Annotated in this window: 26 protein-coding genes; 13 read left to right on the top strand and 13 right to left on the bottom strand. The window is 67.0% G+C overall.

Going from position 1 to position 25,903, the window contains the following annotated elements; all coding sequences use genetic code 11:
* A partial coding sequence (locus GOOTI_RS20120) for an acetate--CoA ligase family protein (RefSeq protein ID WP_007240448.1) occupies nucleotides 1-1,216 on the top strand: 1,216 nt, incomplete at its 5' end.
* A 10-nt stretch (nucleotides 1,217-1,226) separates the two neighbouring features.
* Here the strand turns inward: GOOTI_RS20120 and GOOTI_RS20115 are convergent.
* Nucleotides 1,227-2,240 (bottom strand): sigma-70 family RNA polymerase sigma factor, encoded by a 1,014-nt coding sequence (locus tag GOOTI_RS20115; protein ID WP_007240447.1) that lies wholly within the window; start codon nucleotides 2,238-2,240, stop codon nucleotides 1,227-1,229.
* Nucleotides 2,241-2,449: 209 nt separating this feature from the next.
* Nucleotides 2,450-2,836 (bottom strand): DUF3099 domain-containing protein, encoded by a 387-nt coding sequence (locus GOOTI_RS20110; RefSeq protein ID WP_007240446.1) that lies wholly within the window; start codon nucleotides 2,834-2,836, stop codon nucleotides 2,450-2,452.
* Between the two features lie 183 nt (nucleotides 2,837-3,019).
* Between GOOTI_RS20110 and GOOTI_RS20105 the strand changes: the two genes are divergently transcribed.
* Nucleotides 3,020-3,295: a DUF3039 domain-containing protein gene (locus GOOTI_RS20105; protein WP_039994443.1), complete on the top strand. Its 276-nt coding sequence runs from the start codon at nucleotides 3,020-3,022 to the stop codon at nucleotides 3,293-3,295.
* 57 nt (nucleotides 3,296-3,352) lie between these two features.
* On the opposite strand, the gene GOOTI_RS20100 is transcribed toward GOOTI_RS20105, so the two are convergent.
* Nucleotides 3,353-4,603 carry a YihY/virulence factor BrkB family protein gene (locus GOOTI_RS20100; RefSeq protein ID WP_007240444.1) on the bottom strand — a complete coding sequence of 417 codons (1,251 nt, stop codon included), beginning with the start codon at nucleotides 4,601-4,603 and terminating at the stop codon, nucleotides 3,353-3,355.
* Nucleotides 4,604-4,931: 328 nt separating this feature from the next.
* Between GOOTI_RS20100 and GOOTI_RS20095 the strand changes: the two genes are divergently transcribed.
* A complete protein-coding gene (locus GOOTI_RS20095; protein ID WP_007240443.1) occupies nucleotides 4,932-6,650 on the top strand; it encodes a DEAD/DEAH box helicase in 1,719 nt (572 codons plus the stop codon).
* A gap of 115 nt (nucleotides 6,651-6,765) precedes the next feature.
* On the opposite strand, the gene GOOTI_RS20090 is transcribed toward GOOTI_RS20095, so the two are convergent.
* The gene (locus GOOTI_RS20090) at nucleotides 6,766-6,972 is read right to left on the bottom strand and encodes a DUF7455 domain-containing protein (RefSeq protein ID WP_005173003.1); all 207 of its coding nucleotides are present in this window, start codon (nucleotides 6,970-6,972) and stop codon (nucleotides 6,766-6,768) included.
* 216 nt (nucleotides 6,973-7,188) lie between these two features.
* Between GOOTI_RS20090 and GOOTI_RS20085 the strand changes: the two genes are divergently transcribed.
* A complete protein-coding gene (locus tag GOOTI_RS20085) occupies nucleotides 7,189-7,629 on the top strand; it encodes a DUF952 domain-containing protein (protein ID WP_007240442.1) in 441 nt (146 codons plus the stop codon).
* 41 nt (nucleotides 7,630-7,670) lie between these two features.
* Here the strand turns inward: GOOTI_RS20085 and GOOTI_RS20080 are convergent, their stop codons facing one another.
* Nucleotides 7,671-9,131, bottom strand: coding sequence for an RNA polymerase sigma factor (locus tag GOOTI_RS20080; protein WP_007240441.1), 1,461 nt, complete (start codon nucleotides 9,129-9,131; stop codon nucleotides 7,671-7,673).
* A gap of 232 nt (nucleotides 9,132-9,363) precedes the next feature.
* The gene (gene ppgK / locus GOOTI_RS20075; RefSeq protein ID WP_007240440.1) at nucleotides 9,364-10,149 is read right to left on the bottom strand and encodes a polyphosphate--glucose phosphotransferase; all 786 of its coding nucleotides are present in this window, start codon (nucleotides 10,147-10,149) and stop codon (nucleotides 9,364-9,366) included.
* Nucleotides 10,150-10,331: 182 nt separating this feature from the next.
* Between ppgK and GOOTI_RS20070 the strand changes: the two genes are divergently transcribed.
* Entirely contained in the window at nucleotides 10,332-11,267 is a 936-nt protein-coding gene (locus GOOTI_RS20070; protein ID WP_007240439.1) for an inositol monophosphatase family protein, read from the top strand.
* 22 nt (nucleotides 11,268-11,289) lie between these two features.
* Here GOOTI_RS20070 and cei read toward each other — a convergent pair whose 3' ends face one another.
* Nucleotides 11,290-12,003 (bottom strand): envelope integrity protein Cei, encoded by a 714-nt coding sequence (cei, locus tag GOOTI_RS20065; RefSeq protein WP_007240438.1) that lies wholly within the window; start codon nucleotides 12,001-12,003, stop codon nucleotides 11,290-11,292.
* Between the two features lie 404 nt (nucleotides 12,004-12,407).
* Between cei and GOOTI_RS20060 the strand changes: the two genes are divergently transcribed.
* Nucleotides 12,408-12,707, top strand: coding sequence for a DUF4193 domain-containing protein (locus GOOTI_RS20060; protein WP_005173015.1), 300 nt, complete (start codon nucleotides 12,408-12,410; stop codon nucleotides 12,705-12,707).
* Nucleotides 12,708-12,802: 95 nt separating this feature from the next.
* On the opposite strand, the gene GOOTI_RS20055 is transcribed toward GOOTI_RS20060, so the two are convergent.
* Nucleotides 12,803-13,366 carry a DUF3093 domain-containing protein gene (locus GOOTI_RS20055; RefSeq protein ID WP_039994438.1) on the bottom strand — a complete coding sequence of 188 codons (564 nt, stop codon included), beginning with the start codon at nucleotides 13,364-13,366 and terminating at the stop codon, nucleotides 12,803-12,805.
* A 23-nt stretch (nucleotides 13,367-13,389) separates the two neighbouring features.
* On the opposite strand from GOOTI_RS20055, the gene dut reads away from it, so the two are divergent.
* Both dut and GOOTI_RS20045 read left to right on the top strand, forming a co-directional pair.
* Nucleotides 13,390-13,944 (top strand): dUTP diphosphatase, encoded by a 555-nt coding sequence (gene dut / locus GOOTI_RS20050; RefSeq protein ID WP_007240436.1) that lies wholly within the window; start codon nucleotides 13,390-13,392, stop codon nucleotides 13,942-13,944.
* Nucleotides 13,944-14,780, top strand: a complete 837-nt coding sequence (locus GOOTI_RS20045; protein ID WP_039994437.1) for a DUF3710 domain-containing protein — start codon at nucleotides 13,944-13,946, stop codon at nucleotides 14,778-14,780. Before dut ends, GOOTI_RS20045 begins: the two co-directional genes overlap by 1 nt.
* Before the next feature lie 45 nt (nucleotides 14,781-14,825).
* Here GOOTI_RS20045 and GOOTI_RS20040 read toward each other — a convergent pair whose 3' ends face one another.
* Entirely contained in the window at nucleotides 14,826-15,578 is a 753-nt protein-coding gene (locus GOOTI_RS20040) for a hypothetical protein (protein ID WP_007240434.1), read from the bottom strand.
* A gap of 106 nt (nucleotides 15,579-15,684) precedes the next feature.
* Here GOOTI_RS20040 and GOOTI_RS20035 point away from each other — a divergent pair, with 106 nt between their 5' ends.
* Both GOOTI_RS20035 and GOOTI_RS20030 read left to right on the top strand, forming a co-directional pair.
* On the top strand, nucleotides 15,685-16,062 hold the full coding sequence (locus tag GOOTI_RS20035; protein WP_007240433.1) for an OB-fold nucleic acid binding domain-containing protein: 378 nt from the start codon (nucleotides 15,685-15,687) through the stop codon (nucleotides 16,060-16,062).
* Nucleotides 16,043-16,723, top strand: a complete 681-nt coding sequence (locus GOOTI_RS20030) for a DUF3159 domain-containing protein (RefSeq protein WP_007240432.1) — start codon at nucleotides 16,043-16,045, stop codon at nucleotides 16,721-16,723. The genes GOOTI_RS20035 and GOOTI_RS20030 overlap by 20 nt, the downstream gene beginning before the upstream one ends.
* A 33-nt stretch (nucleotides 16,724-16,756) precedes the next feature.
* On the opposite strand, the gene GOOTI_RS20025 is transcribed toward GOOTI_RS20030, so the two are convergent.
* The gene (locus GOOTI_RS20025; protein WP_007240431.1) at nucleotides 16,757-17,416 is read right to left on the bottom strand and encodes a potassium channel family protein; all 660 of its coding nucleotides are present in this window, start codon (nucleotides 17,414-17,416) and stop codon (nucleotides 16,757-16,759) included.
* A 60-nt stretch (nucleotides 17,417-17,476) separates the two neighbouring features.
* The gene (locus GOOTI_RS20020) at nucleotides 17,477-18,142 is read right to left on the bottom strand and encodes a potassium channel family protein (protein ID WP_007240430.1); all 666 of its coding nucleotides are present in this window, start codon (nucleotides 18,140-18,142) and stop codon (nucleotides 17,477-17,479) included.
* 224 nt (nucleotides 18,143-18,366) lie between these two features.
* Here GOOTI_RS20020 and GOOTI_RS20015 point away from each other — a divergent pair, with 224 nt between their 5' ends.
* From GOOTI_RS20015 to dxs, 3 genes are all read left to right on the top strand, one after another.
* Nucleotides 18,367-20,370, top strand: coding sequence for an APC family permease (locus GOOTI_RS20015; protein ID WP_174299162.1), 2,004 nt, complete (start codon nucleotides 18,367-18,369; stop codon nucleotides 20,368-20,370).
* A gap of 26 nt (nucleotides 20,371-20,396) precedes the next feature.
* The gene (locus GOOTI_RS20010; RefSeq protein ID WP_007240428.1) at nucleotides 20,397-21,719 is read left to right on the top strand and encodes a class I SAM-dependent RNA methyltransferase; all 1,323 of its coding nucleotides are present in this window, start codon (nucleotides 20,397-20,399) and stop codon (nucleotides 21,717-21,719) included.
* A gap of 105 nt (nucleotides 21,720-21,824) precedes the next feature.
* A complete protein-coding gene (gene dxs / locus GOOTI_RS20005) occupies nucleotides 21,825-23,834 on the top strand; it encodes a 1-deoxy-D-xylulose-5-phosphate synthase (protein WP_007240427.1) in 2,010 nt (669 codons plus the stop codon).
* A gap of 7 nt (nucleotides 23,835-23,841) precedes the next feature.
* On the opposite strand, the gene GOOTI_RS20000 is transcribed toward dxs, so the two are convergent.
* A complete protein-coding gene (locus GOOTI_RS20000; RefSeq protein WP_007240426.1) occupies nucleotides 23,842-25,152 on the bottom strand; it encodes a ribonuclease D in 1,311 nt (436 codons plus the stop codon).
* Nucleotides 25,149-25,787 (bottom strand): DUF3000 domain-containing protein, encoded by a 639-nt coding sequence (locus tag GOOTI_RS19995; RefSeq protein ID WP_007240425.1) that lies wholly within the window; start codon nucleotides 25,785-25,787, stop codon nucleotides 25,149-25,151. The genes GOOTI_RS20000 and GOOTI_RS19995 overlap by 4 nt, the downstream gene beginning before the upstream one ends.
* Nucleotides 25,788-25,903: the final 116 nt, after the last annotated feature.

Genomic DNA, 25,903 nt, shown 5'->3' with positions numbered 1-25,903 from the left:
CCCACGGACCCGCATCATCGGCAACTCCTCGGTACTCGGCAGCCTCGCCGCCGACACCGCGCGGTCCGGCGGCCTCGAGGTCGAGTCGACGATCGATCTCGGTGCGGGCGCTTCCGAAGACGAGTTCGAGACCGCCGTCGCGCAGGCGATGGCTGACCCGGCGGTCGACAGCGTGATCGTCGTGTTCGTGCCGCCGGTCGCCGTCGACCTCGATTGGCACGCGCGCGCACTGATGGCAGGCGCGAACACACCGGATGCCGACGCCCCCAAACCGATCGTTACCACCTTCCTCGCGGTCGAGGGTATTCCGCCCGGGTTGATGAAGCCCGGTCCTTCGGGGTTGCCCGAACGCGGCTCGATCCCGTCGTACTCGTCGCCGGAACGAGCGGCGGCATCACTCGCGCGGGCGTGGCAGTACGCGCGGTGGTGCGCACGACCGGAGTCCGAGGTCGAGCGACCCGACGGCATCGACCCCGAGGCGGCACGGATGTGGGTGCGCGAGGCGATGAGCGAACTTCCCGACTCCGACGACGACTCCGACTCGGAGGTGATCCTCGGCGATCTGGATTCCGCGCGGCTGTTGGCCTGGTACGGCGTGACGGTGGTGCCGTTTCGCGAGGTCTCGACAATGCACGAGGCATCGGCGGCGGCGCGGGAACTGGGCTTCCCCGTTGCGGTGAAGGCCACGTCGCCGGCCTGGCGCGGAAGACTGGACCGCGAGGGGGCCCGGCTTGATCTGCCGGACGCCACGGCCGTGGTCACCGCTTTCGCGGAGTTGGCCGAGTTGACCGGCGACGACATGTTGCACGTGCAGAAGATGGCGCCCAAGGGGGTCGGCACGATGGTGCGGATGCGCGACGATCCGTCGTTCGGGCCGCTGATCTCGTTCGGACTGTCGGGACGAACCTTCGAGCTACTGGGCGACGACGGGTATCGCGCGATCCCCATCACCGCGCTCGACGCGGACGAACTCATCGACGAGCCGCGGTCGGCGCCGCTGCTTTACGGTTACCGCGGCGAATCACCCGTCGACAGGGGAGCACTCGTCGACCTGCTGATCCGGATCTCGACGATGGCCGACGACATCCCGGAGATCCGCGAGATCGTCGTGGATCCGGTGCTGTGTTCGCCTGAGGGTGCCGCGGTTCTCAATGCCCGGATACGAATCGGTCCGGTGCCCACCATGGCGGACACCGGACCGAGACGTCTGAGTTAGGAGTGCGAGGTCAGCTCGCGTAGGCGCGCAGGCGCTCGGCACGCTCGCCCTGGCGAAGCTTGCCCATCACCTCGCGTTCGATCTGACGGACGCGTTCCCGCGACAGTCCGAACATGCGGCCGATCTGGTCGAGGGTGCGTGGCTGTCCGTCGTCGAGTCCGTAGCGCATCCGGATGACCTGCTGCTCACGCTCGTCGAGCGTCGCGAGCACGGCACGCACATCCGAGTGCAGCAGACCCGCGATGACAGCACTCTCCGCCGACGTGGCTTCGGCATCCTCGATGAAGTCTCCGAGCGGAGCCTCCTCGTCGCTACCGACCGGCATGTCGAGGCTCACCGGGTCGCGGCTGTGATCGAGCAGGTCCGCGATCTTCTCCGCGGGGATGCCCGATTCGTTGGCCAGTTCGTCGTCGGTTGCCTCACGCCCGAGTTGCTGATGCAGCTCACGCTTGATGCGTGCCAGCTTGTTGACCTGCTCGACGAGGTGGACGGGGAGACGGATGGTGCGGCTCTGGTCCGCCATTCCGCGGGTGATGGCCTGACGAATCCACCAGGTCGCATATGTCGAGAACTTGAAGCCCTTTGCGTAGTCGAACTTCTCCATCGCGCGGATCAGTCCGAGGTTGCCCTCCTGGATGAGGTCGAGCAACGGCATTCCGCGGCCGGTGTAGCGCTTGGCAAGCGACACCACGAGCCGCAGGTTGGCCTCGAGGAGATGGGCACGAGCGATCTCGCCCTCACGGACGACGATGGCCAGATCACGCTTCTTCGCGGCGGTCAGTCGCTTGCGGTTCTCCAGCACATGCTTGGCGTAGAGACCGGCTTCGATCTGCTTGGCGAGTTCGACTTCCTGCTCGGCGTTGAGGAGAGCGGTACGGCCGATGCCGTTGAGGTAAACACGGACCAGATCTGCCGCAGGTGACTGTGCGTCGAGATCTTGTTCGGTCATCGCCGGACGAGCGGGGGTGGCGTCGTCTGTGGCGACTGTGGACGAGGTGGAGCGTGTGACGGTGGAGCGTGACATCTGGCCTCCTAATCGAGTGCGTTCATAGAGTGCAACGACATGCACTCCATGAAAGTTCCCGCGGCTCCGTGTCGAGCTTTCACGCGCTGACCTGCGCGAACAGTGTTTCCGGCGACTCGATGCGACTGAGAATCGACTGAGATATCGCGCCGTCTCGCCTCAGACGGGGTGTCGGTCAGGCGGCAAGCGGGGACAGCGGGACGGCCACGTCAGTGGGGATGTCTGTGATCGGAGACGGTGGAATCGATCACGGTCGACTCGGGACCCAGGGCCTGAGGGCCGACGACGCGATGGTCCGGGCCGTACTTGTAGTGGGCGACTTCGCCGCGCTTGCGGGGTGGACGGTCGTTGGCGATCAGCACGGCGACCCAGGGGAGCGGAATCGACAACGCGACGATGCCCAGCGCCCACCAGCCCGACCCGGTCGCGCTGTAGACGATGCCTGCCACGATCAGCGCCGGGACGCGGAACGCCATCAGCGTCAGATATTTGCGCACCCGAGCTCTGTGCTGGTCGTCGAGGGATTCCTGTGCGTCGGTGATCAGGAAGGTCTCCGACGACGAGTGATCGCGCCTCGGTTCGTCAGCGGCAACCATGACTGCGCTTCGCTCCGTGGGTTCGCATGTCTCCACTGTTCCACTTTCGGTTCCCGATTGCACCGACGGGCCGTGCGTGACGTGACGCGTTCGGGCGTGTCGCGTCGGTGGGAATCGTCCCAGGTCGGCACGTGTCGCGGGTCAGTGCGCCGGAATCGGGCGGTGAGGGGCACAATGGATCGCATGGCAACCGAAACCATCGAGCGGCCCGACCTCGACGAATGGTCGGACACCAAGACCGACGAGCGGCCAGACGCCGACGCCACGGACAGAGGCGACGACGACCGGCCCAAGTTTTTCCACTACGTGAAGAAGGACAGGATCGCCGAGAGTGCGGTCATGGGCAACCACGTGGTGGCGCTGTGCGGCGAGACATTTCCGGTGACCAGGTCGGCCAAGCCGGGATCGCCGGTGTGCCCCAAGTGCAAGAAGATCTACAACCGGATGCGCAAGGACTGACACTCCAGCCAGTTGCCGTGCGCACCGACGGCGACGGACTGGTGACCCGGTGATCGGCTAGTGATTCCGCGGACCGACGTTGTGGTTGCTCGTCGGGTCTCGGCGACCCGATTCGTTCCCGCGCACCGATTCGTCCTCCCGCGCTGGTCGGGTGCCGTGGGGTGGCTTGCGGATGGGTCCGGTGGCGAGGCGCTCGGGAAGCGACCGGATGTGGTCGGTGATATCCGAGGTCTGTTCGTGAACCCAGTGTCGGACATGCGCGGTGGCGGGGGGTTTGGCAGGCCACAATGACTGCACTGCGGCGTTGAACTCGGCACCGATCACGATGGCGAAGCCGAGGAAGAACGTGAAGAGCAGGAAGGCGATCGGTGTCGCCAACGCCCCGTAGGTGTAGCCGGCGCGGGTGATCGCCGCGAGATAGATGCGCAGCACATAGCTGGCGATCCAGAAGAAGATGCCCGCGATCACCGCGCCTCCGACGAGCCGGTGCCATGGCAGCGGGTTGGGCAGCGCCAGGTGGTAGAGGGTCGTCAGGACCAGCAACAGGAGCAGCGCCACGAACGGGAAGTAGCCGTAGTCGATGAGCGTGCTCACTCCGCGGTCCCAGGAGTCGGGGACGATCTCGCGCAGGTAGTTCGGGCCGAGCGCGACCAGCGGGAGCAGGAATACCGAGACGATGAGGAAGCACACGTAGAGCAGCAGAGCAAAGATCCGCTGCCACACCGGATTGCGTACCTCGTGCTGGTCGTGGGCGCGCACGATCGAGGCGACGAAGCACGACACGGCCGACGAACCCGCCCACAGCGACAGGATAAAGCCGATCGAGATCACGCCGACACGGCCGCGGCCGAGCACGTTGTCGACGGTCGGGGTGATGAGATCGGTGACCACGCTCGCCGAGAACGTGCGTTCGGAGAAGCTGATGATCCGTGCCGAGATGACCTCGACCGTGTCGGGGCCGAACCATCCGGCGATGTAGCCGACGCTGCCGAGGAGTCCGAGAAGCAGCGGAGGTAACGACAGCGCCTGCCAGAACGCCGCCTGTGCGGCCCAGCCGACGATTCCGTCGTCCCACGCCTTCTTGATCGTGCGCCAGACGACGCGGTGGATGTTCGGCAGGACAGGCGGCCCGGGCGGCGGCGGCTGATGGGCCTGCGGGTCGTCGGTGCCCGTCGGTGCGGTTTCCTCGTCGCGGTAACCCGATGTCTCGTCGCCTCCGTGACCGCGGGCGCTCGGCGGCGGGGTATCACGGCTCGGGGCGCGTGGGGCGTCGCTTGGCCTGCGATCCTGTCCCGCGGTCAGATCCATCGACACCGGTGCGGGCCGTCGCCGTGACCGGCGTGTGCGATCCCCGACGGCCGGCGACGGGGCGTCGTCGCCGGTCATCGGAACGGGGTTTCGGCGTGGGGTTGCTATGGGTCCAGCATCCCTGATAGCCCGAGGTTGCGTGCGACACACCCCTCGCCGCGTGTCACGTGTCTGGCGTCGGGAGCGTCGGGGGCAGCGGTTAAGATCGTGAAGTCCCCTCGGAGTGAATGCGTTCTGAGTGAATGTGTTCTGAGTGAATGTGTTCCGGCACCGTCCATCTGGCCGAGGGGTTGTTTCTTGCCTTCGCGCCGTCGGGAGCTTTGATTACGTGACTTCTGCCCAATCGTCCGCAACACCCGCAGGTCCGCCGCTACGTGCCTGGCAGCGGCGGGCGCTGACGAAGTATCTGGCCTCTCGACCAACCGACTTTCTCGCCGTGGCGACTCCCGGCGCCGGAAAAACGACCTTCGGACTCCGCGTCGCGCGCGAGCTGCTCGACGACCGCACCGTCGAGCAGGTCACCGTCGTCACCCCGACCGAACACCTCAAGCATCAGTGGGCGCAGGCCGCCGCGCGTGTCGGCATCGCACTCGATTCGCGGTTCCGCAACTCCGACGGTCAGACCAGTTCCGACTACAACGGCGTCGCACTGACCTATGCGCAGGTTGCGGCCCACCCGTCGAGGCACCGGGTGCGCACCGAGAATCGCCGGACCCTGGTGATCCTCGACGAGATCCACCACGGTGGTGACGCGAAATCGTGGGGTGAGGCGATCCGCGAGGCGTTTTCCGACGCTGTCCGCCGGTTGTCGCTGACCGGAACACCTTTCCGCTCCGACGACTCGCCCATCCCGTTCGTCACCTACGAGCCGGAGGAGGGCGGCGTGCTGCGGTCGAGTGCCGACCACACCTACGGCTATGCCGACGCGCTGGCCGACGGCGTCGTGCGGCCGGTCGTATTCCTCGCCTATTCGGGTCAGGCGAGTTGGCGGACCTCCGCAGGCGAGGAGTACACCGCGCGCCTGGGCGAGCCGTTGTCGGCCGAACAGACCGCACGCGCCTGGCGAACCGCGCTCGACGCCCACGGCGACTGGATTCCCTCGGTCTTCCAGGCGGCGCACACCCGACTCGGCCAGCTGCGCGCGGCAGGCGTCCCCGACGCCGGAGGGCTGGTGATCGCGACCGATCAGACGGTCGCCCGTGACTACGCAGAGCTCCTGGAATCGATCACAGGGCGCAAACCGGTCCTGGTCCTGTCCGACGACCCGAAGTCGACGTCGCGCATTTCGCAGTTCGCCGAGTCCGACGACGAGTGGATGATCGCTGTGCGCATGGTGTCCGAAGGCGTCGACGTGCCGCGGCTTGCGGTCGGCGTGTACGCGACGAGTGCGTCGACGCCGCTGTTCTTCGCGCAGGCGATCGGGCGATTCGTGCGATCGCGGCGCCCAGGGGAGACCGCGAGCGTCTTCCTGCCGTCGGTTCCTGTGCTCCTGAACCTCGCGAGCCAGATGGAAGCCGAACGCGACCATGTACTCGGCAAGCCCCATCGCGATAGCGACGGACTCGACGATGCACTGCTGATCGACGCGAACAAGCAGAAGGACGAACCGGGCGAGGAGGAAAAGGGCTTCCAGTCGCTGCACGCCGACGCCGAGCTCGATCAGGTGATCTACGACGGTTCGTCGTTCGGTACCGCGACGTTCGCCGGCAGCGACGAGGAGTCGGACTACCTAGGTCTGCCGGGACTGCTCGACGCCGATCAGGTACGAGCGTTGCTACGGAAGAAACAGGCCGAACAGGTGGCGCAACGGTCGACGGTCACCCAGATCACCCCTGCCCAGACGCCCCCTCAGCCGGCCCCGGGGGAGAACCTGCACGCGCTGCGTAAGGAACTCAACGGTTTGGTGGCGATGCACCACCACCGCACCGGCAAACCACACGGCATGGTGCACAACGAACTGCGCAGCCGGCTGGGCGGGCCTCCCACGGCGATGGCGACAGCCGACCAGCTGCGTGAACGGATCAAGGCACTGCGAGAGTGGCGCTGACACAGGGCGGGTAGGCACGGGCACGTGAACCCCGGCCAGAGCCGTCGCAGTCGAAACGACAGAACGCCCCGACCGCATCGGGCGGTCGGGGCGTTCTGAGTACGTCTGTCGGTCTCTAGACCAGCTCTCCCGCTGACTCCTCGACGGTGGCACTCAGCTCGACGAGTCGCGCCTCGTGCTCGTTGAAGTGGTGGCGGCAGAAGAGAAGCTCGCCGCCCTTGGGAAGGACGGCACGAACCTTTGCGGCTGCGCCACAGCGATCGCAACGATCGGCAGCAGTGAGCGGTATGGAGATCGGGGTTGTGGTGGCGATGTCAGACATTTTCCTCCGTCCCGGTCCGGCGCCTGTGTGGTCGCCTTCCCTTCAGAGCCAACGCATCCGGACGATGCGTCAACCTCACTGTGTCAGACGTTTGGGATGCTCGTATTGTTCCGCGGGTTTCCCGGGTGTGTCGTCACTCACCGTTAACAGCGGTTCTCCAAGGTGCAACACGGCAACACGAACCCGTTACGTGGGACGCGATCTGGCTCACATCCGGTGTTCGACGAGACTCGTGGTGGCTATGGTGCTGCCGTGACGCGATCCACCGAGCGGCAGGCAACCCGGTACCTCGTCCACCTGATGTCCCATGCGGACTGGCAGGCTGTGCAGCGATCACGGGGCGCCGAGTACTCCGAGCTGCGTCCTCCCTCGCTGAGCGAGGTCGGATTCGTGCATCTGTCCACTCCGCAGCAGGTGCACCTCCCGGCGAACCCGTTCTACGAGGATGAACGTGACCTCGTCGCGCTAATCGTCGACACTGCACTCATCGACGATGAGATCCGATGGGAACCCGGCACCTCCGACGACCCTGCAGACATGCGATTCCCGCACCTGTACGGTCCTCTTCCGCTGACAGCCGTCGTCGAGGAAACCAGCTATCCGCGTGGCGCCGACGGCAGGTTCCCGCCCTTCGGTGAGGGCCGGGCGAGCCGCTAGGACTCGCCCGGATTCAGAACCGAGCCGTCGACTGAGGTTTCTCAGTCGAGGTAGTCGCGCAGGACCTGTGACCGGCTCGGGTGGCGCAGCTTGGACATGGTCTTCGACTCGATCTGGCGGATACGCTCGCGGGTCACGCCGTAGACCTGTCCGATCTCGTCGAGCGTCCGCGGTTGCCCGTCGGTGAGGCCGAAGCGCAGGCGAACCACACCGGCCTCACGCTCGGACAGGGTCTCGAGCACCGACTGCAACTGGTCCTGCAGGAGTGTGAAACTGACCGCGTCGACCGCGACAACGGCCTCGGAGTCTTCGATGAAGTCGCCGAGCTGCGAGTCGCCCTCGTCACCGATCGTCTGGTCGAGGGAAATGGGCTCACGCGCGTACTGCTGGATCTCCAACACCTTCTCGGGTGTGATGTCCATTTCCTTCGCGAGCTCTTCGGGTGTCGGCTCGCGGCCGAGATCCTGCAGCAGCTCACGCTGGATGCGTCCGAGCTTGTTGATGACCTCCACCATGTGCACGGGGATGCGGATCGTGCGGGCCTGGTCGGCCATGGCGCGCGTGATCGCCTGTCGAATCCACCAGGTGGCGTACGTCGAGAATTTGTAGCCCTTGGTGTAGTCGAACTTCTCGACGGCGCGGATGAGACCGAGGTTGCCCTCCTGGATGAGGTCCAGGAAGGCCATGCCACGGCCGGTGTAGCGCTTGGCCAGCGAGACGACGAGGCGGAGGTTCGCCTCGAGCAGGTGATTCTTGGCGCGGTTTCCGTCGCGCGAGATCCAGTTCAGGTCACGTTTCTGCGCCGTCGAGAGCTTCTCACCGGATTCCATGATCCGGCGGAGACGCTCCGTGGCGTACAGGCCTGCCTCGATACGCTTGGCGAGTTCGACCTCCTCCTCGGCATTGAGGAGGGCGACCTTGCCGATCTGCTTGAGATAGGCGCGAACCGAGTCCGCGGAGGCGGTGAGCTCGGCATCTTTGCGTGCCTGGCGGAGAGCCTCGGATTCTTCCTCGTCCCAGACGAAGTCGCCTGCGGTCTTCGCGTCGGCGTCCTTCGTGGACTTGTCGGCGGGAGGTGCCACGGGAGGTGTTGCACCGGCGGTGGTCTTCGCCGGAGTCTCGGTCTCCTCGGCGGTGTCCTCGTCGTCTTCGGCGGAATCCTCGACATCGTCGTCGTCGACGTCGAGATCCTCGTCGTCGATCTCGACGTCGTCGAGTTCGGCGTCAGGGCCGTCGATGTCGTCGATCGAGCCGCCGTCGTCGAGATCCTCTGCGCCGTCGGCCTCGTCGACGCCGTCGGCGGGACCTGTCGTCTTCTTGGCCGACTTCTTCGCGGGGGCGGCCTTCTTCGCGGCCTTCTTGGCGGGAGCCTTACGAGCAGTGGCCTTCTTGGCCGCCTTCTTGGCGGTCTTTCTCGGCGTTGCCTTCTCTGCAGCCGGGGCCGACGTCGCCGTCGAATCCTCGGCTTCGGCGTCGCTCTGGCGGGTCTGGGTGGCTGCCACGTACAACCTTTCCGAACAAAATCTGACACGCTGATTCACAGCGGGGAACCGCTGCGGATCGGGCTGGTTTCTCGGTGCATCGTCACCGGTGGAACCCATTGTAACGACAACATCACTCCGAATGTGACAAATGCCAGGTCAGGCAGGCTGTCGCCCGCCCGCGAAAGCGGTCATCGCGGGCGTGTCGGGTATCGGCGTCAGCCCCACGGGAGAGGGACTGACGCCGGTCGGGTCAGGGCCTGAGACCCTGATCGACCGCCATCGCCGCGCCGACGATCCCGGCGGTGTTCTGCAGGGCCGCCGGGACCACCTTGGTGTCGTTGGTCAGCAGGGGAATCCACTTGTCGGCCTTACGGCTGATCCCACCGCCCGCGATGAACAACGTCGGCCAGAACAGTGCTTCGTATTCCTCGAGAACCCTGCTGACCTTCTTCGACCACTTCTTGTACGACCAGCCCTTCTCGTCCTTGATGCGAGACGACGCCTGGTGCTCGGCCTCCTTCTTGCCGACGACAAGGTGTCCGAGCTCGGTGTTCGGCACGAGCGTGCCATTCACCAGGATCGCCGAGCCGATGCCCGTGCCGAACGTCAACAGCATGACCACGCCGTCGACGCCGCTTCCGGCTCCGTGCGCGTCTTCGGCCATGCCTGCGGCGTCGGCGTCATTGACGACGGAGAGCGGCCGCCCGCCGAGATCCTTGCTGAACAGGTCGTAGGTGTTGGTGCCGATCCAGCCCTTGTCGATGTTCGCCGCGGTGCGCATGGTCCCGTCGGTGATGACTCCGGGCAGCGTGATCCCCACAGGCCCTTCCCAGTTGAAGTGGCCGACCACCTCGGCAACACCTTTCGAGACAGCCTCGGGCGTCGCGGGTTGGGGGGTGAGCACCTTGTATCGTTCACCGACCAGCTGGCCCGTCGTGAGATCGACGATCCCGCCCTTGATCCCCGACCCTCCTACGTCGACTCCGAATGCACGGGGTCCGGCGGAGTCCTTCGCGGAGGTGGATGAGTCGGTCATGACGGCTTCCTCTCTCGGGGGATCGCGGTGTCCGCAATCGTGCGCTATTCAGGCTATCCACGCGTGAGGTCAAGCGGGCGGACCTTGCCGGAAATCGTGTCGCATGGTGACGAGTGCGTGACCGCCGAGTGGCCGGCGGGCGCCGACCCGGTCCGGCGACAGGCGGCTGACATGATGGTCTGGTGAACATCCCACGCGAGAAAGTCGAGACGATTCCGACCATCGCCGGTGTCGACGTGGCACAGCTCGGCGCAGTGGCACTCGAGGTCGCCACCGATGCGGCTCGCCACGTACGGCGTCGTCGCCCGGAGTTGTTCGGTCGCACCGGAACTTCGACGGTGACCGGCGACGACTCGAATACGGCGGTGTCCACGAAATCGACGCCCACGGATCCCGTGACGCTTGCCGACACCGAATCCGAGGAACTCATCCGCTCGCGCCTGCACCGACTGCGCCCGGACGACGCCGTCCTCGGGGAGGAGGAGGGCGGCACTGTCGAGGTGCCGTCAGGTGTGCGATGGGTGATCGATCCCATCGACGGCACGGTCAATTTTCTCTACGGTATTCCCGCGTACGCGGTGTCCGTCGCAGCGCAGATCGACGGCAGATCGGTGGCCGGTGCTGTCGTCGATGTCGCGCGCGACGTCGTCTACACGGCCACATCGGGAGGCGGCGCGTACGAGCTACGCGACGGTGAACGTGTCCGGCTCCGGGCCAATCCCATCTCGCGCGCCGACCTGGCGCTCGTCGCGACAGGATTCGGCTACGACGTCGACCGTCGGCGTGCGCAGGGCCAACTCATGGCACGGCTTCTGCCGCGCGTGCGTGATCTCCGACGCGTCGGCGCAGCGGCCCTCGATCTGTGCATGGTCGCGTCCGGGGCTGTGGACGCACATATCGAGCACGGTCTGAGTCCGTGGGACTGGGCCGCCGGAGCGCTCGTCGCCGCCGAGGCGGGAGCGGTGGTGCGCACGCCTCCGCCGGAGTCCCGATCGGCCGACGGCGACGCCACCGTGGCGGTCGCGCCGGGAATTGCCGACGAATTCTTCGGACTCCTCGATGAGATCGGTGCGCTGGCACCCCTCACGGCGTCGACCCCAGGCCGGCCTCGCACCTGACGGCGCTGAATCTCCCCTCAGATCAACAGGATTGGGCGTGAACTGCCCGCACGACGCCCGGGTCGGCGCCTGTCTTGGGGTTCTGAGGATCGGCCGACCGAAGCGCTTCGAGGGCGGCCTGTGTGTCCTGTGACTGCTCGCGTGCCTTGTAGTACTGGCCGAGTGCGACGTCGACGGAGGTGCCCGTGCGGCCGTCGTCGACGAGTTCGGCACACGGGATCGCGATCCAGACCGACGCCGCGGCCGCCTTGCCCGCGGGACCGAATCGGATCTGCGCCACACAGTCGAGGTCGTGGTTGGGGTAGAGGGCGTCGTCGGCGTACGCGCCGTCGGGAACGGGGTTGAAACCCTGCGCTGTCAGATCGTCGGAGACCGTCTGGGCTTCACCGCGCTCCGTCGACGCGTTCAATACGCGCACCTGGAAGGTCGACAGCGCCGCGGGAGCGACCTCGAGCATGTCGTCACGACTGACGACGGTCAGTTTCGGTGTCTTCGCCGACGGTGCAGCGGGACCGTTCGCCGCGGGCGGTGCTGCGACGGACGAGCTGGCGGGGGTCGGTTGATTGCAACTGGTGGGGGTGGCATCCGCCGTCGACTTCGACAGCGCGACAGCCCACGCGATCACGCCGACGACGAGCAGGATGACCGCGACGATGACGGCGGGTCTCGCGTGCCGACGTCGATAAGGCCGTCCCTTGTCGTCGGTGGGGTAACCAACCGTAATCCTCGAGACCACCGGTGACCTGCTCCTTCTCTCGTCGACGCACGCCCGCGCTCATCGCGCGGCGAGCGGCATGAGCTTCACTGTAGAGCGTCGACACGTGCGTGTGGGCAAGGTGCCGCCTGCGCGAGTCGAGCGTTTCACCGAAGTCGGGGAATGAATCGGCGTACACGTGATGTTGACCGCGGACAAGCGATGCACTACAGTTCGGGCGCCCCGTCCTCGACAGAGGTCGGACAAGCCACGGCTTATGTGACGCACATCACATAAATCTGTTCGGTCGCGGGTAACGAATTGCAGGCGCCACGAGTTGTTGTGACGTCGGCGAAAACAGTCCCCCGGCAAGGCATCGTGCTCATTGGTCGACCGGCCACAAGCCAGTCCACCTCGGCTCCCACTCCAACCAAGTAAGGCACACAATGGCTACTGATTACGACGCGCCACGGCGTACGGAGACCGAAGATCTGAACGAGGACTCGCTCGAAGAGCTGAAGGCTCGCCGCAGTGAGGCCCAGTCCTCCGCGGTGGATGTCGACGAAACCGACACCGCGGAATCGTTCGAGCTCCCGGGTGCCGACCTCTCCGGTGAGGAGCTGTCGGTCCGTGTGATCCCCAAGCAGGCTGACGAGTTTACCTGCAGCAGCTGCTTCCTCGTGTACCACCGCAGTCGTCTCGCCCGCGAGAACGGCAGTTCGCTCATTTGCGTCGACTGCGCCTGAGGGCTCTACGTCGTGCCGGACACCGGCACCTGCACTGAGCGGTACCCGGAGAGACCTCGTCTGAGGTCTCTCCGTGCAGCTCGGACGTCCCAGGCTCAGCCCTGTTCGTGGTCCGAGCGCTGTGGGTTCACGGCGTCGGTCGCGCTGGCATCAGGGATGCCGAGTGCGGCCAGAACCTGCTCGGGATGACGCGTCGACACCAGCCAGTACGGCGTGGGATCGTCGGGGTCGTCCAACACCAGTAACACCATCGTCTTGATCCACGCGTGGTGGACCAGATACGCCGCCGGGTCGAGCTGGCGGCCGAGAGCAGCGCTCTTCGCCGATGCGGGGATACTCGCGCCGCGCGCGATCACCGAGTTGGGCAGTTGTGCCTTTCCGGCGTGCAACACGCCGTCGGCGCTCACCCTGACCTGGGTCCGGCCCATCGACCACAGCAGTAATGCGCACAGCAGGCCCACGGCGATATAGCCGACGAAGCTCCACGACGAGCGATGCGCCGAGAGCTGGATCTCGTATCCGGCCACGGCGGTCACCACAGCGGCGGCCGGCCACCACCACAGGGGCACCCACAGACGCTCGCTGTAGCGATCTGCTGCCGGATCGGCCGGTCCTGAAGAAAGGTTCCCGGTGTCCTCGGGTGGTTCGGATGAGCTCACACCGGTCAGCGTAGTCTGCGTGCGTGACCGCAGAATCCACCCCTGGCGCTGCAGCGATCGGTCCCATCCCGGTGAAGCGACTCGATCCCGACATTCCGCTGCCCACACGCGCACACGCCGGTGACGCGGGCGTCGACCTGTGTTCGACGATAGATCTCGAACTACCCCCCGGACGCCGACAGCTCGTCGGTACGGGCATAGCCGTTGCCCTGCCGTTCGGGATGGTCGGGCTGATCCACCCCAGGTCCGGACTCGCCGCACGTGCGGGTTTGTCCATCGTCAACACACCGGGGACCATCGACGCCGGGTACCGCGGCGAGATCAAGGTGTGTCTGATCAACCTCGACCCGTCGGAGACGATCAGCATCGCGCGCGGCGATCGGATCGCACAGCTGCTGATCCAACGGGTCGAGCTCGCCGACTTCGCGGAGGTCGACGCACTCGACGAGACGGCACGCGGCGATGGTGGCTACGGATCGAGCGGTGGACACGCCATACTGACGAGCGGGGGACCCGTCGACCCGGGCGCTGGCTCGGAGTCCGCAGATGACAACGCGAGCGAGGAGAACCCGACGTGATGGCACGAGATCCCGAATCGAAGTCGGCATCGGACGCATCCGATGAGCCGCTGCTCATCGGTCAGGCACGAGGTCCGTACGACATCACCGAACTCGACACGCCCGCCGACGATCTCGAGAAGTCCCACCTCGATCTCGGCGCCGTCCTCGTGCCTGTCGTAGAGGGCGGGCAGGTAACGGTCGAGATGAGTGCCGACCATCAGCCCGAGGCCGTGTATCTCGTGACCCCGTACGGTCGCATCACCGTCGCGGCGTTCGCGGCGCCCAAATCGCCCGGCCTGTGGCGCGAGGTGGTCGGCGAGCTCGTCGATTCACTGAAGAACGACGGCGCGACCACGAGCATCGAAGACGGTCACTGGGGCCGCGAAATCGTCGCGGAGGTTCCCGGCGGGAGTCATCGCTTCATCGGTGTCGACGGTCCCCGCTGGATGGTCCGACTGGTCGCGAGTGGTCCAGACGAGACCGCGGGCGAATTGGCCCAACTCTCGCGTGCCGTTCTCGCCGAATCCGTTGTCCGGCGTGGCACCGATCCGGCACCACCCCGGGAGATGTTGCCGCTGGTACTTCCGCCGGTTCTCGCCGAGCAGGTCGCGGCTGCACAGCAGCAGATGTTCGACGGCGCTCAGGGCGGCGAGAGCCCGACTCAGGTCGGTGAGTCCGACAGCGCGCAGGCGGTCGCGGGCGACGATCAGCAGCGCTCCGGTGGTGTCCCCGACCCCGTCGCGGACGCGCCCGCCGTCGAGTCGACACACACCGCCGACGAGGACGGTTCGTTCGCGGACGAAGAGCCGCGTTCGGCCGGATCGGCCATGCAGCGCTTCCGTCGGCGTCGCTGAATCGACGGCCGGGTGGCATGACGCCCGGCTGGCACGGCGGCCGGCTCACTCGGCCGTCTCGCTGTGACGCAATCGCAGCCAGGTGCGTGCGCATGACGTGCCGAGCACAGCGGGGTCGGTGCCCCAACGGGACAGTTCAACGCCGACGACCGCTGCGCAACCCGCAGCGGACGCCCACTGCTGTGCCACTTCCCAGGGATGAAGTGGATCGTCGATGGAGGCGGTGATCGCCAGGGGCACAGCCAATTTCGAGATGTCTGCAGGCGTCGGCGCGACGCAGTCCGCCGCGGCGCGCAGTTGTTCGACCAGATGGTCGGCCTGCGCGCGCCAGGAGCGGCTCAATTCGACGCCGAGCCAATCGGGACTCGTCGACACCATTGCGGCGATCGTCGCATCGAGACCGTCGCGGTCGACAGCATCAGCGGTCAGGCGAGCGCTCGCGGCGGCCACGGCCCCTGTCGGCTCGCCGCTCCACGGCGGCAGTGCCGCGAGAACACCCGAGCACGTTCCGGGGGAACGATGCGCGGACTGCTGCTGCAGCGCCCATCGCAGCGCTGCTACCGCGCCGATCGACACACCTCCGACCAGGATCGCGCCGTGCTCACGCACCGCGGCGTCCATGTCGCGCAGATACCCGTCGATCAGGTCGGCAGATGGTGCCGGCGTGATCAGTTCGACGCCGAGGAGCTCCGCGGCGACGCCGAATTCCCGCCGCGCGTAGTCGTCGTCCGAGCCGGTTCCCGGCATCACGACCAGCGCCGTCGGTGCTGGTGGGGACGCGGCGTCGGCTGAGGGCATGAACTGATGATGCCGTGCGTTGTCCAGAAGGAACGCAGGGGTCTACGCTGGCCGGAAGTGGCTCGGTTGGCCGGGCCCGCAAGACAACGTCTACCTGGAGGTTGTGATGCCCACAGCCGGTTACCTCAAGCGGCTGACGAAGCGGCTCACCGAAGACCTCGGCGAGGCCGATGCGGAGAAGATCGCCGCAGAATCCGCCGCCACCGGCGCCCAGCGCGCGGTGGAGTGTTCCCGCGGCGACGAGGTCACGATGCACGGCGAGTTGCGCGCGGTCGAGACCTGTTCGCGAACCGCCAAGAGCGGGGTCAAGGCCGAGTTCTTCGACGGCAGCGACGTGGTGTTCCTCAAGTGGCTCGGCCGCAACCGAATCCCCGGCATCGAGCCCGGCCGCAAGATCACGGTGAGCGGACGTGTCGGAGAGCACAACGGCACCAAGGTGATCTACAACCCCGACTACGAGCTGCATGGCGCCGGAGAAGACTGACAGCTCCGACGCTCCGCCGCACACCGGCGCAGCCGCGCCGAGCGATCATCCGGCGCCGACGGTCCTCGACCAACTCGGCGGCGTGTCCGGCCTCATCTCGTCGACCATCCCGGTCGTGGTGTTCGTTCCCGCCAACGCGCTGTCGGGTCTGACGGCGGCGACGATCGCCGCTCTCGTCGCGGCGGGGGTGATCACTGGTGTCCGTCTGCTCCGACACGAGGGACTCGCCCCCGCCCTCTCCGGTTTCCTCGGTGTGGCGATCTGCGTCTTCATCGCCCACCGCGTGGGTGACGCCAAGGGCTATTTTCTCTTCGGTATCTGGACCTCGCTCGCGTATGCGGGCGTCCTGCTCGCCTCGATTCTGGTGCGCTGGCCGCTGATCGGCGTGGTGTGGAACTACGCCACCGGCGCGGGTGTCGCGTGGCGGCGCAACCGCAGGACGCTGATCGCCTACGACGTGGCGACGGCGTTCTGGATGCTGGTGTTCGCGGGTCGGTACCTCGCACAGTCGTCGCTCTACGACAGCGGCGACACCGGCTGGCTTGCTCTTGCCCGGATCGCGATGGGCTGGCCTTTGACTGTGCTCGCGGTCGTCGTGACGGTCCTGCTCGTCCGACGGGCTGCACGTGAGTCCGTCGAGCGCGTCACGCGCACGGAGTAGGAGACGCGGAGTAGGAGACGCCGCGCGCGACGCTCAGCTGACGTGGATCGCCGTGTGGAGGTCGGGTTCGACCTCGACGGCGGCAACGAAGACGAGTTCGTCGCCGCCCTCGAGTGGGTCGTCGCGTTCGGGCACGATCACTCGGCCTCCTCGCAGGATGGCCACCAGGGCGGCGTCGCGGGGCAGGTCGATCTTGCGTACGGGTTTGCCCGCGAGCGGGGTATCGGGCGGGAGTGTGAGCTCGACGAGGTTGGCCTGCCCCTGGCGGAACGTCATGAGCCGAACGAGGTCACCGACCGATACGGCTTCCTCGACGAGCGAGGCCAGCAGGCGGGGGGTGGACACGGCGACGTCGACGCCCCAGTCCTCGCCGAACAACCACTCGTTGCGCGGATCGTTCACCCGGGCGACGACTCTGCTGACGGCGAATTCGGTCTTCGCGAGCAGACTGACGACGAGGTTCGCCTTGTCGTCACCGGTGGCGGCGATCATCACGTCGAACGACTGCAGGTTGGCCCGTTCGAGGTTGGCCAGTTCGCAGGCGTCGGCCAACAGCCATGTGGCTCCGCGCACGGCGTCGACGTCGATGTGACTCGCGAGCCGTTCGAACAGGGTCACCTCGTGACCGGCTGCGATGAGTTCACGGGCGATCGAACGGCCGACGGCGCCCGCACCGGCGATGGCGACTTTCATGTCTCTCCTCTGTTCGGCATGGGCTGTGGGCCCGCTGGTCGACGTCGACGCTCAGGGCCGCTAATCGGCATGTGCCAGCGGGGCGGCGACGAGTGCTCGTACCGCAGCGAGATCGTCGAGGCGGACCGACGCGAAGACGATGTCGTCCTGCTGCAGAACCGTTTTCGCTTCGGGCAGGATCGGTTTGCCGTGTCGGTTGAGGAATGCCAGGCGAGCCCCGCTGAGCTCCTGGAATTTCCCCGAGCTGATACCGATCCACGATTCGTGCACGTCGAGTTGGGCGATCGCGATGGTCCCCGACGGATCGCGCCACTCGGTCGTCGTCGACGTCTCGCCGAGTGCCGAGACGAAACGCTCGGTCGTCCATGGCACCGTCGCCACAGTTGGGATACCCAATCGCTCGTAGACCTGTGCCCGCTTGGCGTCGTAGATCCTGGCGACGACGCGGGGGACGTCGAAGGTCTCGCGGGCCACCCGTGCGGCGATGATGTTGGAGTTGTCGCCGGACGAGACCGCGGCGAACGCATCCGCCTCCTCGATTCCCGCCCGTCCGAGGACGTCACGATCGAACCCGACACCGACGATCTGCTCGCCGGCGAAGTCGTCGGGAAGTCGCGTGAAGGCAGTCGGATCGCGATCGATGATGGCCACCTGATGGCCACGCTTCTGCATGGCCATCGCCAGGGACGACCCGACGCGTCCGCACCCCATGATGACTACGCGCACATCGATCCTTTCGTGGGGACACCGGCTCCGGACGCGCGGAGGACGTCGAAACCGGCAGCTGTGGCCGATCCTCCGCGACTTGAACCTACCCGCCCGATCACCTCGGCGACATCCGGCCGCTCGAACTCGTCCGAGACGCGCGGAGACGAGCCCGCTGTGGCGCGAAACAGGGGACCTCGGGACCGTAGTGGCCGCAGACCAGCGCGAGGTCTTAGTGTTGCGTGGTGTCCACCGTGTCAAAGGCGTCTGTCGCGACGAAACGGCTGCTTCTCGGCAGACCCTTCCGGAGCGACACATTGGGCCACACGCTGCTGCCCAAGCGGATCGCGCTACCCGTCTTCGCTTCTGACGCCATGTCGTCGGTCGCCTACGCGCCCCAGGAGATCTTCCTGGTGCTCTCGGTCGCGGGCCTGTCAGCCATGACGCTTGCCCCGTGGATCGCTCTCGCGGTCGCGGTCGTGATGGCCGTCGTTGTCGCCAGCTATCGGCAGAACGTGCACGCATATCCGTCCGGGGGCGGTGACTACGAGGTCGCGACGGTCAATCTCGGCTCCAACGCCGGGCTGGTCGTCGGCAGCGCACTGTTGGTCGACTACGTGCTCACCGTCGCCGTGTCGATCTCCTCCGCCGCGGAGAACATCGGGTCGGCGCTGCCGTTCGTGCACGAACACCGGGTGTGGTTCTGCGTCGCCGCGATCGTCGTGCTCGCCGCGGTCAATCTGCGCGGCATCAAGGAATCCGGTTCGGTGCTGGCGATCCCGACCTATGCGTTCATCTTCGGCGTGATCGCAATGCTGTTGTGGGGGGTCATCGAGATCTTCGTTCTCGGCGAGGACGTGCGTGCCGAGACCGCCGATTTCGAAATCCGCGCCGAGAACACACATCTCGCCGGCATCGCATTCATCTTCCTGGTCGCGCGGGCCTTCTCGTCCGGTTCCGCGGCGCTGACCGGTGTCGAGGCCATCAGCAACGGCGTACCGGCGTTCCGGAAACCCAAGTCTCGCAACGCGGCGACGACGCTGCTCATGCTCGGGACCATCGCGATCATCCTGCTGCTGGGCATCGTGATGCTCGCCGAGCGGGTGGGCGCGAAGTACGTGTCAGATCCCGCGCGGGATCTGATCGGGGCACCGCCGGGATATCAGCAGGAAGCGCTCATCGCGCAGTTGGCGCAGGCGGTGTTCGAGAGTTTCCCGTTCGGGTTCTATTTCGTCGCGGTGGCCACGGCGCTCATCCTGATGCTGGCCGCGAACACGGCGTTCAACGGGTTCCCCGTCCTGGGCTCCGTCCTTGCCCAGGACCGGTTTCTGCCCCGTCAGCTGCACACCCGCGGTGACCGGCTCGCCTTCAGTAACGGGATCATCTTCCTCGCCGTCGCGGCCATCGCGTTCGTGGTGGCTTTCGGCGGTGAGGTGACAGCGCTCATCCAGCTCTACATCGTCGGTGTGTTCGTGTCGTTCACGCTCAGCCAGGCGGGGATGGTGCGACATTGGACGCGCCTGTTGCGCACCGAGACCGACCCGCGTGCGCGGCGTCGGATGAAGCAGTCCCGGATCATCAACTCGGTCGGCCTCGTGATGACGGCGACCGTGCTCGTGGTGGTCCTCATCACCAAGTTCACCGCGGGCGCCTGGATCGCGATCCTGGCCATGGTCATCCTCTTCGTGCTGATGAAGCTGATCCACCATCATTACGCGTCGGTGCAGCGTGAACTCGAGCGAGTCGAAGCCGAGGACGAGCAGGTACTGCCGAGTCGCACGCACTCGATCGTCTTGGTGTCGACGCTGCACATGGCCACCAAGCGTGCGCTGCTCTACGCCCGCGCGACACGACCGGACGTGCTCGAGGCCATCACGGTCAACGTCGACGACCGCGACACACGCATCCTCGTGTCGCAGTGGGAGGAAAGCGACATCAAGGTGCCGCTGAAAGTGATCGCATCGCCCTACCGAGAGATCACCCGACCTGTCATCGAATACGTCCGCCGCGTCCGGCGCGAGCATCCGCGGGACGTGATCACGGTCTTCATCCCCGAGTACGTGGTCGGACACTGGTGGGAGCAGATCCTGCACAATCAGTCGGCGCTGCGGCTCAAGACCCGGCTGCTGTTTGAGCCCGGCGTCATGGTCACCTCCGTGCCCTGGCAGCTCACCTCGTCGGATCGTCGACGCGACGATCTCGAATACAACGCACCGGGAGACACCCGACGTGCTCTCGGCGGCCAGTGAGTTCCCCGTCGCAGCGGCCCGGGTCGATGCCCGTGGTCACCGTGCGGGTCGACCGTCCGGCCAACGGGGGGGACGCGGTCGGACGGCTCGAGGACGGCCGCGTGGTCTTCGTCCGCGGCGCCATCCCCGGCGAGATGGTCGAGGCGCGGGTGGTCGACACCCGCTCCGACTCCTTCTGGCGAGCGGAGGCGGTCGACATCCTCGACCCGTCGCCGCACCGCGTCGACGTCATCTGCCCGGCAGCGGCGCACGGTGCGGGGTGTTGTGATCTGGCGTTCATCGAGCCGGGTCACGCACGCACGTTGAAGGCGCAGGCACTCGAGGACGTGCTCGTGCGCGTGGGCCACTTCGCCGCCGACCGCGTGCACGACTGGTGCGCGGTCGACGCCGATCCCGACGCGCCGCCGGCCATCGGCATTCGTTCGCTGTCCGACGACGCCACGGGCTGGCGCGTGCGCACCCGACTGGCGGTCGACGACGCGGGTCGCTGCGGGCAGCACCGCTTCCACAGCGGCGAACTCGTCGTCGGCGTCGACTGTGTGCAACCCGTGACCGGGCTGCTCGACGGACTCGACGAGCGACGTTTCACCCCCGGTGGTGAGTTGGCGATCGTCGCCGACGACGAAGGTCGCAGGCACATCACCGAACTCGCGCCCGTCGAGCCGACCCGCCGCGGCGCACGCCGTGACCGTGGCAGGAGCGCAGCGCAACGACGACGTCGACGTGTCGAATCGCGCAGGGCGACAACAGTCCTCGAGGGAGACGAGGCTGCACGTCAGCGCGTGGGGCACCGCGAGTGGACGATCCCCGTGACGGGATTCTGGCAGGCGCACAGCGCTGCTCCGACCGTCTATGCCGCCACGGTGGCCGAGTTCGTGAGCTCGACGTCGACCACGCGGTCGGCGACGTGCTGGGATCTCTACGGCGGCGCCGGGATCTTCGCGGGCGCGCTCCTCGACACCATCGCCCCTCGCGCGGTGCACATCGTCGACTCCGACGCGGCGGCCCTGCACGCGGCCGACGAGGTGTTCGCCGCGGAGGGTTCGCCCGTCACCACACATCGCGGCGAGGTCGCCGAGGTCATCGAGGCGTTGCCGTCCCCGGACGTGGTGGTCCTCGACCCGCCGCGAACCGGTGCTGGCACCCGGGTCGTCGACCGGATCGTCGCCGCATTGCCGGAAGCCGTCGTCTACGTCGGGTGCGACGCGGCACGGTTCGCGCGCGATCTGGCACTGTTCGGCGAGCGCGGCTACGCGGTCACTCAGATGCGCGCATTCGACGCGTTCCCGCTCACGCACCACGTCGAGGCGATCGCACTGCTCGTGCCCATCGCGTCGGCCGATGTGTGAGGAACTCCCCGTTGTGGTGACCCAGGGCACTGCCCCGAGATCCGTAGACTGTGCGACACGACCGCGACAAGCCCGCGCGGCCGGTGCGCGTAGTAGGAGGACTCGATGAGTGTGCTCGAGCGGATCTCGTCTCCGGCCGACCTGAAGGCGTTGTCGCCCGAGGAGGTCGTTGTTCTCGCCGAGGAGATCCGTGAGTTCCTCGTCGAGAAGGTGTCGGCGACCGGTGGTCACCTCGGCCCGAACCTCGGCGTGGTCGAACTCACGCTCGCGCTGCACCGCGTCTTCGATTCGCCCGTCGACCCGGTGATCTTCGACACCGGTCACCAGTCGTACGTGCACAAGATCGTCACCGGCCGGGCGGCGGGCTTCGACGTGTTGCGCCAACGCGATGGGCTCACCGGGTATCAGGATCGCGCCGAGAGCGAACACGACTGGGTCGAGTCGTCGCACGCGTCCGCCGCGCTCAGTTACGCCGACGGGCTGGCGAAGTCGTTCGCGCTGACCGGTCAGGACCGCACCGTGGTCGCCGTCGTCGGCGACGGAGCGCTCACCGGCGGCATGTGCTGGGAGGCGATCAACAACATCGCCGACTCCGACCGTCCCGTCGTGATCGTCGTCAACGACAACGGCCGCTCCTATGCACCGACCATCGGCGGCGTCGCCAAGCACCTGTCGGGTCTGCGGCTGCAGCCCGGATACGAGCGATTGCTCGACGAGGGTCGGCGCGTGATGCAGATGCTGCCCGTCGTGGGAGGCCCCGCGTACGCGGTTCTGCACGGCATGAAGAGCGGTATCAAAGACCTCCTCGCGCCGCAGCAGATGTTCACCGATCTCGGACTCAAGTACGTCGGCCCGGTCGACGGACACGACGTCGAAGCGCTCGAGGCCGCATTCACCCACGCGCGGTCGTTCGGGGGTCCGGTGATCGTGCACACCGTCACGCGCAAGGGCAACGGCTATGTGCACGCGGAAAATCACGTGGCGGATCAGATGCACTCGACCGGTGTGATCGACCCCAAGACGGGCCGCGCGAAGTCGGTGTCGGCGCAGGACTGGACATCGGTGTTCTCCGCAGCGTTGCTCGAAGCCGGCGCGACCCGTCCGGACGTGGTCGCCATCACCGCCGCGATGCCCGGCCCCACGGGCCTCGCACCGTTCGGCGAGAAGTTCCCCGACCGGATGTTCGACGTCGGGATCGCCGAACAACATGCGTTGACCTCCGCGGCAGGACTCGCACTCGGTGGCATGCACCCCGTCGTCGCGATCTACTCGACGTTCCTCAACCGCGCCTTCGACCAGCTCCTGATGGACGTTGCTCTGTTACGGCAACCGGTGACGCTCGTGCTCGACCGCGCGGGAATCACCGGGCCCGACGGCCCCAGTCACCACGGTATGTGGGATCTCTCGCTCATGGCCATGGTCCCCGGCCTGCGGGTGGCCACTCCGCGCGACGCCGTGCGACTGCGCGAGGAATTCGACGAGGCACTCGCCGTCGACGACGGTCCGACCGCGCTGCGCTTCTCGAAAGGCGCTGTACCCGAAGACATCCGAGCCGTCGAGCGACTCGACGACGGGGTGGACGTGCTCCGACGTTCGTCCCCGGGAGTAGGCGCGGCCACCGGTGACGTCCTCATCGTCGCGGTCGGCGCATTCTGCGGCCTCGCCGTCGACGCCGCCGACCGGTTGGCCAAGCAGGGCATCGAGGCAACGGTCGTCGATCCGCGGTGGGTGCTGCCCGTGCCGTCGTCGATCATCGATCTCGCCCGCAGGCACCGGCTGGTGGTGACTCTCGAGGACGGCGGTGTCAGCGGTGGCGTCGGTGCCGCGGTGAGCGCACTGCTCGCCGACGCCGACGTCCATGTGCCGGTCCAGGTCCGCGGGGTCCCGCAGCGGTTCGTCGCCCATTCGTCACGCGGCGAGATCCTCACCGATCTCGGGCTCACCGCCCAGGACGTCGCCCGTTCGATCACGGCGACGGTGTCGGGCATGGAGACGGTGCCCGAACTCGAGCACGCCGACGAGCCCGTCAGTGCTCGCGACTCGGGGCGCGAGATCCTCGACGACAGCGATGCGCCGAAACAAGAGGTCGAGACCACAGAGGGCGACCGCAGCTGACTGCGATCTAGCTCGTCGAATCGCGCTGTGGCGCCGCGGGTGTCTCTGCGGTGTTGAGTGCGTCCGCCAGCGCCTCGTCGACGAGTTCGCGCTGCCAGGGCCTGGCACCGCCGGTGGCGAGATGAGCATCGACGATGTCCGGGGTCGCGGGCAGCTCGACTCCGTCCCACGCCAGTTGACGCATCAGGTCGGGTGCGAGCAGGTTCTCGACGGGCACCGCGTTGGCCTCCGCGATGTCCTTGACTGTCGGCCGTACCCGTGCGATGCGTCTGGCCGCCTCAGGGTTGCGCTGTTCCCACCTGCTGATCGGCGGAAGTCCGGTGGTCTGGCCGCGTTTCGATGGCAACTGCGACTCCGGCAGCGCTCGCGCCCGTTCGATCGCACCGAACCAGACGTGCGCTTGACGCCGCTGGCGGGGCCCGCCGAACACCGGCAGTCGGGTCAGGTCGGCGATCGACGTCGGCATGGCGTTGGCGGCCGTGACGATGGCCGAGTCGGGGAGGACCCGGCCGGGTGCGACATCCCTTCGCTGTGCGAGTTCCTCACGCGCGGTCCACAGTTCGCGAACCGCGGCCAACGAACGAGGGCTTTTCACAGTGTGCACATTGGCCGTCCGTCGCCACCGGTCGGTACGCGGTGCAGGTGCCGGGCGATCCAGGACATAGCGGAATTCCTCTCGCGCCCACTCGTCCTTACCCGCCTCCAGCAGTGCCTGCTGCACGGCATCACGCAGTTCGACGAGAACCTCGACGTCGAGCGCGGCATAGTTGAGCCAGTCGTCGGGAAGGGGGCGTCGCGACCAGTCGGCGGCGCCGTGGCCCTTCTGAAGGCCAAGGCCGAGGAACGTCGACACCATCGCCGCCAGATTGACCTTGGGAACGCCGAGTAGCCGTCCCGCGAGTTCTGTGTCGAACACCGTCTCGCACCGGAAGCCCAGTTCGCGCAGACAGGGGAGATCCTGGTCGGCGGCATGCAGAACCCATTCCGGTCCGTCGAGGGCCTCGATCACCGGGGCCAGTGCGTCGGGTTCGCTGATCGGATCGAGCAGAAAGCTTCCCGATCCGGCGCGACGTAGTTGCACCAGGTAGGCCCGCTGTGAGTATCGGTAACCCGACGCGCGTTCGGTGTCGACGGCGATCGGTCCGGTTCCGGCGGCCAGGCGTTCGGCGACCTCGGCGAATTCCGTTGCGTGCGACAACACCGGCGGCACTCCGTCCACCGGTGTGAGCAGTGGCTCGACAACGGCCTCGGCCTCGGTCTCAACCGCCGAGGGTTGCTCCGCGTCGATCTGTTCGCGGGGGTCGTCCGGCGCGCTCATACCGAGCCGAGCTCGGTGACCCCGACCGGTGGCAGGCCCGCCGCTGAGGAGAGCACGTCGCAAAACGCCTCGAGATGACCGCCGAGGCCATCGGAGGTCGGCGCGGTCCAGGACGCGCGCAGTTCGAGTTGGTGAGCGCGCGGCGGGCCCGCGATGTCGCCGTAGCGCACCGACGTCGTCGACGTGACGGTACCGCCGAGCGCGGTGACGACGATCAGTTCGCCGGTACGCGAGGTCTGGGTGCCGTCGGTCGACGTCGCGCCCACCTCGACGCCGAGCGCGTCGGCCAACCAACTCCACGCCACCTCGGGGAGCAGTGGATCCATGGCGAGTGCCGCCTCGACCTCCGCCTGGATGTACGCCACGAGCCTCATCGTGCCGTTCCACGCGTCCTGTCCGTCCGGGTCGTACAGCAGGACCAATCGACCGAATGCGCTTCCCGACGAGTCGACCGGCACGTCGTCGTCGACGTCGGGGACGCGAACTTCGGCACCGACCGCGTAGCTGTAGGGGGCAAGGCGCTGCGGCGGACGGATCGGGCCGACCTCGATATCGCGCCGGATCTGGGCGGTGTGCAGCGACTCGACCGCGGTGCGGAAGTCAGCAGGCTCCGTCGGAGCTCCAGAGGAGGTCACACCTCGACGGTAAGGGCAGGTCGGCGACACCGACAGGAGGCGCGCCGGGCAAGGTCGACCTCATCGGCCTGCGGCTTCGTCCTGCATGGCAGAGTGAGCGGTGATGTCACACACCG

The sequence above is a fragment of the Gordonia otitidis NBRC 100426 genome, from assembly GCF_000248075.1.
Taxonomy (GTDB): Bacteria; Actinomycetota; Actinomycetes; order Mycobacteriales; family Mycobacteriaceae; genus Gordonia; species Gordonia otitidis.
The sequence above is the reverse complement of the archived record's forward strand: the minus strand, read 5'-3'. Positions and strand labels throughout refer to the sequence as shown.